Source organism: Flaviaestuariibacter flavus, assembly GCF_004337505.1.
GTDB classification, from domain to species: Bacteria; Bacteroidota; Bacteroidia; order Chitinophagales; family Chitinophagaceae; genus Flavisolibacter; species Flavisolibacter flavus.
In genome coordinates, this window is sequence record NZ_SJZI01000008.1 from 586,663 (window position 1) to 601,933 (window position 15,271).

Here is a 15,271-nt window from a genome sequence, read left to right on the forward strand (position 1 = left end):
GCAGGCGACTAAAAGGTTGCCTGCAGTTCTTCGTACAGGCGCATCGAAACATCCGCCCTATACGCGTGCTGTCCAAAGCGCCCAACCCAGCGGATGCCCTTGAGGGCATTGGTGAGAAAGATCTCGTCGGCAGCGAGCAGATCGGCTACCGTCAGTTCCGTTTCCAGCACCGCCTGCCCCTGCCGGTGCAGCCATTCTAAGAGATGGGCGCGCATCACCCCGGCCACGCCGCCCTCCGTCAACGGCGGTGTTTGAATGACAGCCCGGCGTACGATGAAAATATTTGTCCGCGCGCCGTCGGCGGGTCGCTCCCAGGCGTTGAGCAGGAGACATTCGTCAAGACCCTGCTCTTCCGCAAAGCGGGTTGCCAGCAGGTAAGGCAGGTAGTTGCTGCGTTTCAGCGGCGATAAAGTATCCGCGGCAATGCGGGCGTCGGGGAAAAGGCCGATGCTCCAGCCCCGCTCGTTCCAGGAAAGATCAGCCGGGTCGAGCGGCGAAGCTTCGGCCACGAAGCCAAGGCCCGCGCCTTCGCGGTATACCTGCAGGCGCAGGCGGGCGGCGCCTTCGCATTGATTGCGCGCGGCCAGCTCGTGCAGCAGGTTTTCGAGCACCGCCACCTGCAGGGCGCCCGCGTTCATGCCGAGGCGGTCCAGCCCGTTGTGTAATCGCGCCCAATGCCTTGCGGCAAGAAGGATGCGGCCATCCACCAGCTTCATCGTTTCAAAGAGCCCTTCGCCCCACTTGAAGGCGGGGTTGCTGCCGGCAATTACCGGCGCATCGGCATCGAGGAAACGACCGTTGTGGCAGATGACGGGCATCTTGCAAAATAAGCGGACGGGACGGTTCAATGGCGAACCTGCACGGAAAAAACTATCTTGGAAAAAATATTCCAGCCATGAGTCGCTTCATGAAGCTCCTGATCACCATGGTGCTCTGTGTTGGGTGCGAGGAGTCCAAAACACAAATGCAGTTGGCGCTCCGCGAATTTGAAGCGGGGTCGAAGCTTTTTACCCGCGCGCTTCACTACCAGATGATGGAAAGCGACAGCATGGTGGCGCCGGCACGGGAGGCCCGAATCCACTTGCTCACCGCCTTTGCCGCCTCAGGCAACGATCCTCAATTTGCCCTGATGCTACCCAACGCGTACGATTTGATGGGCGCGCACGATTCGGCATACTACTGGGAAAAGCGCTTTTACGAACTCGATTCGGCTCGCGGGCGCAGTTCACGCGAGCAGGCCGAGGGTAGCTTTAGAAGCATGGCGCACAGCTGTCTCTTCCTGGGCGATTCCGTCCGACTCAAATACTGCCTCCTGCGCCTCCGGCAATTGGGACCGGCGCCGGGCGGGCCCAATGAAGGCGTGTGGGATGGGCTCAACTACATAATTTTCTACTCAAAGTCGCGGGCGAGCATCGCCTTGCGCGCCAAAGGCATCAAGCCCTGTGCCTTCGGACTTTCGATGCTTGACTATTTCCGAACGCTGTATGCCGATCGCTTAGCCGACTTCGACCACAGCTACCCGCCAGAAGCAATTTCCCACGCTAAAAAAGAATGCGCTGCAGCACCAAATAGCAGTGAATAAAAATGCCGGCAGATGCGCCGGCACTTCGATATTCGATATTCGTTATTCGATATTCTCTAGGCTTGCTCCACAATGCCTGCCTTTACAGCATACATCACAAGTCCCGCCATCGACTTCGCTCCGGTTTTCACTTTGAGCTTGTCGCGGATGGCTTCCACGGTGCGTGGGGAGATTTCAACCATCTCCGCGATCTCTTTCGTGCTTTTTTCTTCGCACATCAGTTTCAGGATCGTCTTTTCCTTGTCGGTCAGCGGTGCTTCCAGCTCGGTATCCTTTGCATCGTTGCGGGTGCGCAGGCGGTTGAGCAGCGCCTTATTGGTAAGGTCGTTGAAATAAAATTCGTCTTCAAAGCAGGTCTTCACCGCCTGGTAGATCGTTTCAGAATCCGACTCCTTGGTGAGGTAGGAGTTGGCGCCGAGCTCCATCATGCGGCTGATCATCGAGTGGTCGTTGTGCATCGACAGCATGATCACTTTCACATCGGGGTACAGCTTCTTGATCTCGGGCAGGGTGGACAGACCGTCCATGATCGGCATTTGAATATCAAGCAGCACCACGTCGGGGTGAATATGGCGGAGAAGGTTCAGCAGTTGCATGCCGTTTTCGGCTTCGGCTACCATCTGGATGTCGCGATAAGCGGAAAGCGACGTGCGGACTCCGGTGCGGAACAGGTGATGGTCGTCGGCAATGGCCACTTTTATCGGGGTTCCAGGATTTTTCATATTGGGATCGGTTTTCAGTAAATCAGCGCCACAAAGCTACGGATTCGTCCGGGCCGGGGCTACGGAACAACACGTGTTTTGGCATCGTAAAATTACGAGGCTTTACCGGGCGGGCCAATAGGAGCTTCCACCTAAACTTTGGAAACGGGAACCGGCAATCGCGAATTAACAAAGAGTGCCGTACCTATTTAAGTGTAGTACCGCAGGTCTCCGGCGCTACTTGTCCGATCGTACCACCAGGTAGGCGCGGCCGTCGCCGAGGCGGAAGGGGCGCTTGCGCGGGGTGCTGTAGATGGCTTCGAGCCGGAGGCCGGCTTCTCCGAAGAAGCTTTCCAGCTCGGAAAGACTGAAGATATAGTCCACGCCCCGGATCGTTTCCACCCCGCCGGCGGCGCTGATGAGGGTGTGCTCCGAGTGGATCCGCGCGGGTTGCAGGTGGTATTCGTTGGCGATGAGGTATTTGTAGCCTTCCAGCTCGTGCCACTCGCGGGCTTTGAAGTGATGGAGGGCGATCTCGGCGATCATCCAGCTGTTGATGATGAGGGTGCCGCCGGGCTCCAGGGACGCGGCAATGCGCTGCAGCAGGACGCGCGTTCCGGCTGCGTCGAAAAAGGCAAAGGAATTGCCCATGCAGATCACCATGGCATAGCGCCCTTCGGGCGCCCAGTGCTGCACCGGGGCGCACACCGCCGTCACCGGCAGGCCTTCAGCGGCCGCGGCGGCGCGGATCTCGTCGATATAAGGTTCGCTGTTGTCCACCGCTGTTACGGGGTACCCGCGGCGGGCCAGCTCCAGGGCATGACGCCCGTAGCCGCAAAGGAGGTCGAGCACCGGGGCACCGGGAGCCGCGCCGGAAGCGTCGAGAATAAAATCGCACTCCGCCTCGGTAAGGCCGGCCGGGATGGTGCGCCGCCACACCTCGCGGTACTGGCCGGCAAAAAACTGGTCGTTGAGCTGGTTCAAAAAGCGCGGTTTATTTATTCAAGCAGGCGGTTGCGCATGGCGTACATCACCAGGCCCGCAATGGTTTTGGCACCTACCTTTTCCTTCATCTTCTGGCGGATCGTTTCAATGGTGCGCGGGCTGAGGAACACTTCCTTGGAGATCTCCTCGGTGGTCATATCCTCGGCGATGCACTTAAGGATCTTGAGCTCCTTTTCGGTGAACTGCACCGAGTGGGGGTAGAATTGCTTGACCTTTTTCTTGTATTGCAGCTTCAACAGCACGGCCTTGTTAACGAGCTCATTGAAGTAAAACTCGTCGTTCATCACGGTAATAATGGCCTGGTAGATCTCGTCGGGGTCGGTGGTTTTGGTGAGGTAGGCGTTGGCGCCCATCTCCATCATCTTGGTGATCATCTCCTGGTCGTCGTACATGGTAAGCACGATGATGCGGGTTTCTTCGTATTCCTTGCGCAGGAGGGAAAGGGCGTTGGCGCCGTCGAGTTCGGGCATACGGATGTCCATCAGCAGCACATCGGGCTGTTTGAGCTTCATCTTGTGCAGGAGGTCCTTGCCGTCTTCTGCCTCCCAGATGATCTGGAGGAAGTTGCGCCCTGTAAGCGCCATCCGGATACCGTCCCGGAAGATCTTGTGGTCGTCGGCAAGGGCCACCCGGATCTGCTGGTGGGCCGTCATAGCGGTTAGGTTGGTTTTTTATAGTTTGAATTCGAATGCCTTAGGATCGCGGCAAAACTAGGTGTTTTTGCTATTCGCGGCCCGTCCGGCGTGCAATTCAGCGAGTTTACGAATTATTTTGGAGCTCTGGCGTGGAAAACAGCCGGAAAGGCAAAAAGTTCAGGCAGACGGCTAGCGCGGTGCAGCGGCCGCCAGTACGCTTTGCACCAGCGCCTGGAGGCGGCCGGTGAGGGTCTGGATGCGCAGGTTGAGCACATCGGCCTGGGCACTTTGCTGGTACAGCTCCTCCAGTTCCTTCAGCGCCGCATCGATGCTTTGGGGATTGCCGGCGCGGCCCAGCGGGCGGGCGCCCTGAAGAATGCCGCGGATCTGGTTGTAATTATCGGCATACAGCTTCTGGTAGTCGCGAAACAGCTTCTGCACCGTGTTGCAGATATTCTTTGCCCCGGTAAGCCCGTCGGGCGGGTAGGGCGGCAGGGAGCGGGCCGTGTCGAGCGCCTCCAGCGCGCCCGCCTCGAAGTATTGCAGCAACAGCTCCTCGATGGTCCGCTCGCGAAGCGCGCTCCGGGTGCTTTTTGCATGCAGGAGTGTCGCCATGTCGAGCGCATACTCGCGGATATCGAATTGCAGTTCCTGGAGGCGGTGCTGAAAGCGATCCGCCCCGTCTTCGAAAGCGTCGTTGGTAGCCTGCAGCTTTTCGTAGGGCGCGAAATAGCGGCCGACCTGCTGCAGGAAGCTGTCCACGTCGGCGCGCGTCACCGATTTTTCCCGTACCGCCAGGTTGCCCACGAGGCCCGCCAGCGCCGGGAACAGCGGCAGCACCTTGCCGGCGTCGAGCCGGCTGCCGTTGCTGAGAAAAGACGTGATGACCTCCCCGAACTTTTCGGTGTTGGTGGACCGCGCCTTTGCCAGTATGGGACGGAGCGCCACCTGGATCTCCGCTTCGAGGCTGAAGCCCATTTCGGTGGAAGCAGGGTTGTTGAGCGCCCCGATCCGGTTGCGGTAGCTGTCTTTATGTACGAGCGACTGTAGTGAATTGAGCGAGGTAAGGGCCGCGTCGAGCAGGGCGGCGGTCTGAACAAAGGCGCGCAGCTGCGGGTTGCGGGCGGGCGCTTCGGGAGGACGGGGCAGCGAATCGGGCAGCTGCAGCCAGCGGTCACCCTGGCCGGCCCCGCAAAGCGTGGGGTGTACGAGCAGCAAAAGCAGCACGATCCGCTTCATATACCATAAAACTAAAGCGGCCGCGGGGCGGCACCATGGGTTTTTCACCAGCGCGGTCGGGGATTTTTCCGCCGGGGGCGCCAGATTGGAGCAGGCCCCGGTGAGAAAAACGTCATTTCGCGGAAAAGCATCCATGGGAAAAAAACCATCAAATTCTGGTTTTTTTCCCATGGTTTTATCGAACCGGGGGCAGTACATTTAGATAGAAACTAACTGTAACGCGCATGAACCACCTCACCTCGCCCCGGTACATCGCTGTTTTTCTCGTTGCGACCATCCTGGTTATGACCGCGGTGCTGGGTATCCTGATGGCCCTCCTGCTGATGAACCAGAAACGCCACCAGGCCTTCCTGTCGCGCCTCATCGCCCTGAAGCACGAGCATGCGAATAACCTGTTGCGCAGCCAGGTGGAGATACAGGAGCTTACATTTAAGAACATCGCGCAGGAGATCCACGACAATATCAATCTCTCGCTCACGCTGGCCAAGCTTACCCTGCACCAGATCGCCGAGCACCCGCCGGTGGCCGCGCTTGCCGCCAATGCGCAGCAGATGATCAGCGGCGCCATCAACGACCTGAGTGCTATTTCGCGGGGGCTCAACGCCGATATCATCCACCAGCAAGGCCTTTTCAACGCGATCCGCGCTGAAATTGAGCGGATACGCCGCAGCTCGCCGGTGCAGATCGACTTCCAGATCAAGGGCGAAACCGACTTCCTGTCGGCCCAGCAGGAGCTCCTCCTTTTCCGTTCGGTGCAGGAGTGCTTCAACAATATCCTCAAGCACTCGAAGGCGAAGAACGTGACGCTCTGCCTCGATTACGACGAGAACAACCTGCGCATGGAAGTGCGCGACGACGGCACCGGTTTCGACCCGGAAGAGCTCCCGGCCAAAAAGGGCAGGTCAACCGGGCTGCATACGTTGCGCAGCCGCTTCGAGCTGTTCTCGGGAAGCTTTCTGGTGGAATCGGCACCTGGTGCCGGCACCCGCCTCCTATTTACATTACCCATCAATGACCCCAATGAAAAAGAGCAAAACCTACACGATCGCCCTAGTCGACGATCACATCCTGCTTCGTAATGCGCTGGCCCGCCTCATCGGCGGCTTCGAGGGATTTGAAGTCCTGCACGAATCGGGCGACGGCACCGAGCTGATGGACCATCTCCAGGCCGGCCGCATTCCCGACATTGTGTTGCTGGACCTCAACATGCCCACGATGAACGGCTACGACACGGCGGAGGCCCTGCAGACCCGTTACCCGCAGGTGCACACCCTGATGCTGACGATGTACGACTCGGAGCTGGCGCTGATAAGGCTCCTGCAACTGGGGGTGGCCGGCTTCCTGAAAAAGGATGTGAGTCCCGGCGACCTCCGCTATGCCCTGCAGACCGTGGTGGAAACGGGGTTTTACTATTCGAGCCAGACGGCCGGGAAGCTCGCTAACCTGTTCCGGATGCAGGCGCGCGACGGCCAGGCCGTGAACAACACCCTGCTGAGCGAGCAGGAGCTCATTTTCCTGCAATTCGCCTGTTCCGATATGACTTATAAGGAGATCGCCCAGCGAATGAAACTAACACCCCGCACCGTGGACGTGCTGCGCGACGGGTTGTTTTTCAAGCTGGATGTGAAAAGTCGGGTGGGGCTGGTGATGCTGGCGCTGAAGAATGGGGTGGTGACGGATTGAGTTTATTATATATTTTATGGAAGAGATACTTGAACATTTATTGTATGATTGGGCTTATTGGTGGTATGTAAAGCCTGTTGTTGAGACTTTGTGCATTGTCTATGTATTAAAGCTTATCTCGGTAAAGAATCATTCGAGATTTAAAAGCTATTGTGTAGCATTTACAAGCGTAGTATTTCTCCTTTTGGTTCTTGAAGATTCCATTTATGTCTTTGTGGCAAATAATGATAAAAAAACCAATATTTTTCTTAGACAAATGGGTGAAGTCTTGAATATTGTTTACGGAATGTTCGAGATGTTATTTTTTTTTAAAATATTTAAGTACAATCTTGACTCCTTACTACTTAAAAGAATAGAATTTGTATTTTGTACGATTAGTTTCGCTTTAGGAGGATGTTTTTTATACATAATTCTTGATACTCAAACAACATCTACAAGAATTTGGATTGGAGAGGTTTATGCTGGAATAAATTACGCTTTGCTTACAATTGCTCTAACTGTATTGCATTATATTTTATTCAAACGTGATATTAGCTGGATGTATACAACGCCCACTGTATACGGAATCTTTTGTTATTGCACGCTTTCTTTGTTGATTTTCCCTACTTCTGCCTTTTTCTTTGTCAACAAATTTTCTTTCTATTTCAAAGCTGTAAATGTGTTCCATTTAGTATTGCTAACTATTGTTTGCAGTGTGATGTTTTTCACTATTATGAAAACGAAAGAGAAAGAAAATCAAACCTTAGATTTTACCTAGCGTTTGTCGGAGCGAACATCTCCGTTTAACCAATAGTAATTTTACTATTTTTAGCTAGTATTTTCACCCATTTTATTATCGTATTATGCGCAATTATGGGCCGTAAAAAGCCCACAGAAAGCGGGTTTTCGGCCATTTCGAAAACAATGATAAGAGTTACTACCTATTGATCTTTCTCATCCAGAAGTGGACTTTTACATCACCTAAAAACGAAAACTTACTGGTATGAAAACTATCAAGACCTTCCGCGCAGTTCCTACGGATCCCCCAACACCTCCTACTGATGGACTTTGGTGGGAAGCCATCTAATCCACACAAACAACTTATTTAAAAAGGTTTTCTATATTTGGCCTGATGGCCAAAACTATAGAAAACCTTTTTGTATATATAGCGATATATATATCCCTCCTGCCTATAGTTATATTTCTGCGTCATTTTAGAAAGTTTTGGCCTAACAAAATCGCACGGGTTGTTTTTGGCTATGCGGTAGTTGAATTCGTTACCAATTTCCTAGCATCGCAACTCCCGATGAATTCAACCATCGCGATCTACTCCTTATTTACACTTATTGAATATTGTTTCTTCGCCTATTTATTTTACAATCTTATTTATAGAAACACTACAAAGAAGAGCATCCAAATTCTAAGTGTTTGTTTTGCAGCCTTTTGGTTGGTTTACAAGATTTTTGGAAAGTACCAAGTATTGGATTCGATTGCGATTGGAGTTGAATCGATATTAGTTATGATTTACATTTTCCTTTTCTTTTTACAAGAAATGGAAAATGTTTCTGATACTTTTTTGTATAACCGCTATACATTCTGGATAGCGTCAGGCATACTGATATATTTAGCTGGATCTTTCTTTCTCTATGTGCTTGCAAATCAAGTTGACAGCGCCACAAGACACGCATATTGGACGTTTGCCAATATGTGTTCAACCGTCAAGAATATTTGCTTTGGAATTAGTTTTATCATCTTATCAGGCAAAAGGAAATCGCTAACAACCGCCTCCACCCAATTCATCCTATAAGCAAATGTTCCTTTTACAAGCAAATCAGTCTTCGACTTATTCCACTGCACTTCTCTTAGGTACATTGGGAATGCTAGTATTGGTGACTTGCCTGATCCTCTTCGTCATCTTCCACCAACGCAAAGTCATCCGCTACCAAAACCAGCTGCAGATGATGGAGCAGGAGCAGCAAAAGCTCCTCCTCAACGCCTCCGTGCGCCTGCAGGAGGACGAGCGCTCGCGCATTGCGGCCGACCTCCACGATGATGCCGGCCCCCTGCTGGCCACCGCCCGCCTTTACCTCAACGAAAACCTGGTGAACCTCGACAAAGCCTCCCAGCTCCAGTCGATCTACCAGGCCCGCCAGATCCTCGACGATACCATCCAGCTGATCCGCAACATCTCGCACCAGCTGATGCCCCCTACCCTGCGCAACTTCGGTCTCGAGAGCGCCGTCAACGACCTGGTGCAGAAGATCGGCGGCTCGGGCCAGCTCAACGTGTCGAGCCGCTTTCATGAGTACCGCGACCGCCTCCGCCCCGACACCGAGCTGCTCGTGTTCCGCGTGGTGCAGGAGCTGGTGGCCAATATCCTCAAGCACTCCAACTCCTCCTTCATCCACATCACCCAGCACGTGCAGGGCGACAACTTCGTGCTGCGCCTCCACCACGACGGCCGCGGCATCGTGCAAAGCGATTTCGAGCGCCTCAATAAAAGTAAAACTGGCCTCGGCCTGAAAAATATCAGTAGCCGTTTACGCGTAGCCCAGGGCCGCATCCTGTTTGAAAAAGACGCATCGCAGACCTATTACAAGGTAACTGTGGAGGTACCCCGCGAGGAGGCCCTCGCTACATAGCATTTAGTCGTAATTTTACCGCGAGGTAGCCCGATCATGTCAGTAATCAAAGTAGCCATCGCCGACGACCATAAGATTTTCCGGAAAGGGGTGGTCTTGTCGCTGAAGCAATACGCCAATATCAAATTTGTACAGGAGGCCGAAAACGGCGAGGAATTGCTCAACGGCATCGCCGTTTCGGAGCCCGACGTGGTGCTGATGGACCTGCGGATGCCGATCAAGGATGGCATCGAAACCACCAAGCAGCTTTCTAAGGATTACCCGCACATCCACATCATCGTGCTCAGCATGTATGAAGACGAGCGCTTTGTAAGCCACATGATGGAAAACGGCGCCCAGGGCTACCTGCTCAAGAACGCCGAGCCGCAGGAGATCCGCAAGGCCATCCTCGACGTTTATGAAAAAGGCTATTACCTCAACAACTTCGTCAACCGCATCCTCCTCAAAAAAGCCCACACCCGCCAGAAGGCCGTGCCTTCGCTCAACAGCGAGATCGTGCTCAATGACCGCGAGAAAGACGTGCTGAAATATATCTGCATGGAATACACCGCCACCGAGATCGCCCAGAAAATGGATATCTCCAACCGCACCGTGGAAGCCATAAAAGACCGACTCATGGAGCGATTCGGCTCGAAGAACACCGCTGGTCTCGTTTTCTTTGCGGTGAAAAATAACCTGGTGGACTAAGGCCCGCAGGCGGGCCATTTTCACAACGGCACGACGACACAACGAATTACAAAGGGCTCGCATTGCGAGCCCTTTGTAATATGGAAATGCAGTATAGAAAAACGTTGCGCCGTCGTGCCGTCGCGATATCCGGCGCAAGCGCCGGATATCTAAAAGGACAGCAGCTGCGCCAGTCGCTCCCCCACCTTGGCGGCAGTGGGCAACATTGCCGCCTCCAGGCCCATATTGAGCGGAACGGCCGGCAGGTTGAGCGCGCCCAGCACTTCTACCGGTGCATCCAGGCTACGGAAGCAGTTTTTGGAAATGCGCCCGGCAAGCGCTTCGGCAAAGGAGTTGTTCTGCTGCTCCTCGGTGAGCACGAGGCATTTGCCATGCCGGCGCACCGTAGTGTACACCAGTTCTTCATCAAGCGGAAACAGCGTGCGCAGGTCGATGATCTCCACGCGGCCGGCGAACTGCTTTGCCGCGGCCTTCGCCCAGTAAACGCCCATGCCGTAGGTGATGACGCAGCAGCTTTCACCGTTGTCAACAGCGTCCGCTTCCGCAGCCAGCACCACGGCGCCTTTACCGAAAGGCAGGATATAATCATCCGAAGGCTCGATCGTTTTGGCGTCTTCGGTGCCCGGCACCTTGCTCCAGTACAGGCCTTTGTGCTCCAGCATCACCACCGGGTTCGGATCGTAGTAAGCGGCCTTCATCAGGCCTTTCATATCGGCCGCGTTGGACGGATAGGCGATCTTGATCCCTTTGATCGTGAGCAGTGTTGATTCCACCGAACCGCTGTGGTAGGGCCCGCCGCCGCCATAGGCGCCGATGGGTACGCGGATGATGCTCGACACGGGGAACTTGCCCATGGAGAGGTAACAGCTTTTCGAAATCTCGGTTACGAGCTGGTTGAAGCCAGGGTAAATGTAGTCGGCAAATTGCACCTCCACCACTGGCTTGAGTCCGACGGCGCTCATGCCTACAGTGGAGCCGATGATATAGGCTTCCTGGATGGCGGTGTTGAATACGCGGTGGTCGCCAAACTGCTCGCCCAGGGTCGCCGCTTCGCGAAACACGCCGCCGAGGCGCTTGCCTACATCCTGGCCGTACAGCAGGCACTCGGGGTGGCGGTCCATCAGCTCGCGGATGGCAAACAGGGCGGCATCCACCATGATCACTTTATCTCTTCCCGCCGGAGCGCGCTCTCCTTTTTCTTCGGTAACCGGCGTCGGGGCAAAAACATGATCGGTTACATGAACCGGGTCGGGCTCGGGTGCCGCTACCGCACGCCCGAAAGCATCCTTCACCTCACGGCTTACTTCTTCCTCGATGCGGGACAGCTCCCGCGGGTCGGCAATGCCGGCCAGCTTCTGGCGTAGCAGCACCAGTGGGTCGGAGCAGGCATGCTTCGCCAGGTCTTCCTCGGTGCGGTAAAACTCCTTGCGCACACCGCTGGTGTGGTGGTTGAGCAGGCAGGTCTTTGCGTGCACCAGCCAGGGCTTGCGCTGCTCGCGTACCAGCTTCACCACTTTGCGCATCGTATCGTAGCTGTCTTCGAAATCGGTACCATCTACCCGCACGCGGTTGAGGCCTTTGAAGCCGGCCGCATATTCATAGGCATCCATGGCGCGGCCTTCGGCTGCGGTTACGGAAATGCCCCATTCATTATCTTGTACGAGGTAAATGATCGGTAGTTCTTTCAGCACCGCAAACTGCAGCGCCTCGCTTACTTCGCCTTCGGTTACGCTGGCATCGCCAAGCGAGCAAATGACAACAGGCAGCTCGCCTCCGGGCCCCTTCTCCAGCAGCGGCGACGCGATCTGCTCCAGGTAATGAATGCCCTGGGCAACACCGGTGGTGGGGATTGCCTGCATACCCGTAGCACTGCTCTGGTGAATCATTTTCGGCCGGTCCTCCCGGCGGCTGTTGGGATGCGAATAATAAGACCGCCCCCCGGTAAAAGGATCTTCGCCTTTAGTGAGCAACTGCAGCATCAGCTCGTAGGGCTCCCAGCCCATACCAAGCAGAAGGCTCTCGTCGCGGTAATAAGGACTGACCCAATCACAGGGAAGCAGTTGCAACGCGGTGGCCAGCTGGATAGCCTCATGGCCGCGTGAAGTTGAGTGAACGTATTTGGTGATGGACCGGTTGGCTTCATAGGTTTCGGCCATTTGCTTGACCCGGTACATCTGACGGTAGGCGTATAGCAAGAGATCGCGGTCCATAAAGAAGGTTGGTGAGCCGCAAAAGTAAGCGAAACAGCCGCAGCGCGCCCGTCAAACTCATTCTGCGGCGATGGTTTTGGCGGCGGGAGCTGCGGCCCCTATACCCGCCTGGTGGGTGTCGCGAAAATTGTATTGACCAATGAAGACACAAAGCAGGAGAATAACAAGGCTGGCATAACCCAACCAGCCGTAGCGCAGGATCTGCCCCTGCTCCCCTTTTAGTACCAGAACACCCGCCAGAAGCGAGGCGGCACTGGTGCCCAGCTGCTGCACACTGCTATTGAAACTCATAAACGACCCGCGGCTTTGGGGCGGCACTACGTTGCTTACCAGGGCCTGCGCAGCGACACCTCGCCCCGTGGACATGATGAACCAAAGTCCGAAAAAGCCCAGCACGCCCGCAAACGGTATCCGCGGCATATGGGTGAGGAAGAGAACCAGGGGCAGCGAGAGAAGGATACAAACCGTAAACACCCGCAGTTTCCCGTATTTATCTGCCAGCTTACCGAGGTAATTAGCCGCGAAAAAGGCGCAGATCCCGCCCGCCAGGTAGATCATGGGCGTTTGCTTTTTCGAATAACCGAGATTAAACTCCATAAAGGGGTTGATGAACGGAACGATCAGGAAGTGTCCCATCATGATCAGACCGGAAAAAAGCAGCGCAAGACGCTGTTTTGGATGCTGCCAAACGGAGGCCAGTGCCGAAAACCGGGTGGCGCGCTCCCTCGCCGGAAGGATATGCTTGTCCATTGCGGGCACATGGTAAGCAATAAACGGAATCAACACAGCGCCCAGGCTGCCCACCAGCAGGAAGGGTGCGTGCCAGGAAACGATGTTGGCCAGGTAAAGCGAAAAAGGCACACCGAATGTGGAGGCAATAGAAAAAGCAGACATCACGGCGCCCATGGCACGTCCCCGCCTTTCGTAGGGGAAGACGTCGGAGATAATGGAGAGCACCTGAGCCCCGATTAACCCACCGAAGAGACCGGCCACCAGCCGTGCGCCGAGTAAGGCACCATAGCTTGGTGCGAAGCCACAGGCAAGGGTGCCAATAAGAAATCCCGCGTATCCGAAGATCAATACACGCTTCCGGTCAAAGCGATCGACAAAAAATGCAGCAATAAAGCCCGATACCCCGGCACTGACCGTGTAGGCTGCAACCAGGATCGTGAACTGCTGCGGCGATATCCGGAAATAAGGCATCAGGTAATTACCCAGCGGCATCATGATCATGAAGTCGAGGATATGGGTAAAATTGATGGATGCAAGAAGAAGGAGCAGCAGGCGTTCTTTCCGGTTCATAAGGCGAAGTTCCGCTATGCCCGCCAGTGGCTTGTCACCGGATTGTATGACTTGTCAAAAGACGATCCCGGCCTGCGGAGCGATGTCTTTAGTATTGCTTCGCGCCCCACGGAATCAATTCGTCTTCGGCGGGCGTATGTTCTTGCTTTTAGCCTTTATCAGTTGTGTGTGGGAGGTGTGCGTGTGCGGGTATAAATGCAAAAAAGCCTCGGATCTTTCGATCGAGGCTTTTTTTAATAAATATGGCAGCTACCTACTCTCCCGCATTGTGGTGCAGTACCATCGGCCATGAGGGGCTTAACTTCTCTGTTCGGGATGGGAAGAGGTGAACACCCTCGGCAAAACCACCATAATAAGGTGATGATTACGAGTAATCAACAATAAGGTGACATATTGGAATCGTTGTTAAAACGAGGAGTAAATAAATAAAAATTAAAGCGTACGGGCAATTAGTACTACTCGGCTTTGCTGTCACCAGCTTTACACCTGTAGCCTATCAACGTCATCGTCTCTGACGACCCTTAAAAGTAAACTCATCTTGAGGAAGGTTTCACGCTTAGATGCTTTCAGCGTTTATCCTGTCCGTACATAGCTACTCTGCGCTGCACCTGGCGGCACAACAGATACACCAGCGGTACGTACGACCCGGTCCTCTCGTACTAAGGTCATGTCCTCTCAATTTACTTGCGCCCACCACAGATAGGGACCGAACTGTCTTGCGACGTTCTGAACCCAGTTCACGTGCCACTTTAATCGGCGAACAGCCGAACCCTTGGGACCTTCTCCAGCCCCAGGATGTGACGAACCGACATCGAGGTGCCAAACCTCCCCGTCGATATGAGCTCTTGGGGGAGATCAGCCTGTTATCCCCGGAGTACCTTTTATCCTTTGAGCGATGGCCCTTCCATACAGAACCACCGGATCACTTCAGCCGGCTTTCGCCCCTGCTCGACGCGTCTGTCTCACAGTCAAGCTCCCTTATACTGATGCGCTCTACGTACGATTACCAACCGTACTGAGGGAACCTTTGCAAGCCTCCGTTACTTTTTAGGAGGCGACCACCCCAGTCAAACTACCCACCATGCACTGTTTCCCGTAAGGGATTAGACTCTAAACAAACGAAGGTTGGTATTTCAACGATGACTCCATGACCCCTGGCGAGGCCACTTCACAGTCTCCCAACTATCCTACACATCGGTTGTTCAAAATCAATGCAAAGTTGTAGTGAAGGTTCACGGGGTCTTTCCGTCCCGTGGCGGGTAACCGGCATCTTCACCGATACTACAATTTCACCGGGCTCGTGGAGGAGACAGTGTTCAACTCATTAGACCATTCGTGCAGGTCGGAACTTACCCGACAAGGAATTTCGCTACCTTAGGACCGTTATAGTTACGGCCGCCGTTTACTGGGGCTTCAGTCAGAAGCTTTGGGTTACCCCGAACATCCTTCCTTAACCTTCCAGCACCGGGCAGGTATCAGGCCCTATACGTCATCTTGCGATTTTGCAGAGCCCTGTGTTTTTGTTAAACAGTTGGTTGAACCATTTTACTGTGCCCTACCGAAGTAGGGACGCTTTATCCCGAAGTTACAGCGTCAATTTGCCTAG

At 54.4% G+C, this 15,271-nt stretch carries 13 protein-coding genes and 2 rRNA genes; 6 read left to right on the top strand and 9 right to left on the bottom strand.

Translation table 11 applies throughout. The features are described 5' to 3' along the window. Positions 1-8: 8 nt before the first annotated feature. Positions 9-818, bottom strand: a complete 810-nt coding sequence (locus EPD60_RS06685) for an aminotransferase class IV (protein WP_131448103.1) — start codon at positions 816-818, stop codon at positions 9-11. A gap of 29 nt (positions 819-847) precedes the next feature. Between EPD60_RS06685 and EPD60_RS06690 the strand changes: the two genes are divergently transcribed. After that, entirely contained in the window at positions 848-1,582 is a 735-nt protein-coding gene (locus EPD60_RS06690; protein ID WP_131448105.1) for a hypothetical protein, read from the top strand. A gap of 56 nt (positions 1,583-1,638) precedes the next feature. Here EPD60_RS06690 and EPD60_RS06695 read toward each other — a convergent pair whose 3' ends face one another. From EPD60_RS06695 to EPD60_RS06710, 4 genes are all read right to left on the bottom strand, one after another. Beyond that, entirely contained in the window at positions 1,639-2,304 is a 666-nt protein-coding gene (locus tag EPD60_RS06695; RefSeq protein ID WP_131448107.1) for a response regulator transcription factor, read from the bottom strand. 216 nt (positions 2,305-2,520) lie between these two features. After that, positions 2,521-3,267: an SAM-dependent methyltransferase gene (locus EPD60_RS06700; protein WP_165871440.1), complete on the bottom strand. Its 747-nt coding sequence runs from the start codon at positions 3,265-3,267 to the stop codon at positions 2,521-2,523. A 14-nt stretch (positions 3,268-3,281) separates the two neighbouring features. Next, the gene (locus tag EPD60_RS06705; RefSeq protein WP_131448111.1) at positions 3,282-3,941 is read right to left on the bottom strand and encodes a response regulator transcription factor; all 660 of its coding nucleotides are present in this window, start codon (positions 3,939-3,941) and stop codon (positions 3,282-3,284) included. Positions 3,942-4,112: 171 nt separating this feature from the next. After that, entirely contained in the window at positions 4,113-5,162 is a 1,050-nt protein-coding gene (locus tag EPD60_RS06710; protein ID WP_131448113.1) for a hypothetical protein, read from the bottom strand. A gap of 224 nt (positions 5,163-5,386) precedes the next feature. On the opposite strand from EPD60_RS06710, the gene EPD60_RS06715 reads away from it, so the two are divergent. The 5 genes from EPD60_RS06715 to EPD60_RS06735 all read left to right on the top strand — a co-directional run bounded on the left by EPD60_RS06715 (position 5,387) and on the right by EPD60_RS06735 (position 10,153). Further along, the gene (locus EPD60_RS06715) at positions 5,387-6,241 is read left to right on the top strand and encodes a sensor histidine kinase (RefSeq protein ID WP_131448115.1); all 855 of its coding nucleotides are present in this window, start codon (positions 5,387-5,389) and stop codon (positions 6,239-6,241) included. After that, on the top strand, positions 6,183-6,845 hold the full coding sequence (locus EPD60_RS06720; RefSeq protein ID WP_165871441.1) for a response regulator transcription factor: 663 nt from the start codon (positions 6,183-6,185) through the stop codon (positions 6,843-6,845). The genes EPD60_RS06715 and EPD60_RS06720 overlap by 59 nt, the downstream gene beginning before the upstream one ends. Before the next feature lie 16 nt (positions 6,846-6,861). After that, positions 6,862-7,602 (top strand): hypothetical protein, encoded by a 741-nt coding sequence (locus EPD60_RS06725; RefSeq protein WP_131448119.1) that lies wholly within the window; start codon positions 6,862-6,864, stop codon positions 7,600-7,602. Positions 7,603-8,701: 1,099 nt separating this feature from the next. After that, a complete protein-coding gene (locus tag EPD60_RS06730; protein ID WP_243647778.1) occupies positions 8,702-9,466 on the top strand; it encodes a sensor histidine kinase in 765 nt (254 codons plus the stop codon). Between the two features lie 36 nt (positions 9,467-9,502). After that, a complete protein-coding gene (locus tag EPD60_RS06735) occupies positions 9,503-10,153 on the top strand; it encodes a response regulator transcription factor (RefSeq protein ID WP_131448123.1) in 651 nt (216 codons plus the stop codon). A gap of 149 nt (positions 10,154-10,302) precedes the next feature. On the opposite strand, the gene EPD60_RS06740 is transcribed toward EPD60_RS06735, so the two are convergent. From EPD60_RS06740 to EPD60_RS06755, 4 genes are all read right to left on the bottom strand, one after another. Then, a complete protein-coding gene (locus tag EPD60_RS06740; protein WP_131448124.1) occupies positions 10,303-12,363 on the bottom strand; it encodes an alpha-ketoacid dehydrogenase subunit alpha/beta in 2,061 nt (686 codons plus the stop codon). 57 nt (positions 12,364-12,420) lie between these two features. Next, the gene (locus tag EPD60_RS06745; protein WP_131448126.1) at positions 12,421-13,665 is read right to left on the bottom strand and encodes an MFS transporter; all 1,245 of its coding nucleotides are present in this window, start codon (positions 13,663-13,665) and stop codon (positions 12,421-12,423) included. Between the two features lie 240 nt (positions 13,666-13,905). Next, positions 13,906-14,017: ribosomal RNA gene (gene rrf / locus EPD60_RS06750) — 5S ribosomal RNA — on the bottom strand. A gap of 76 nt (positions 14,018-14,093) precedes the next feature. Next, positions 14,094-15,271 (bottom strand): 23S ribosomal RNA (locus EPD60_RS06755); the annotation flags it as partial.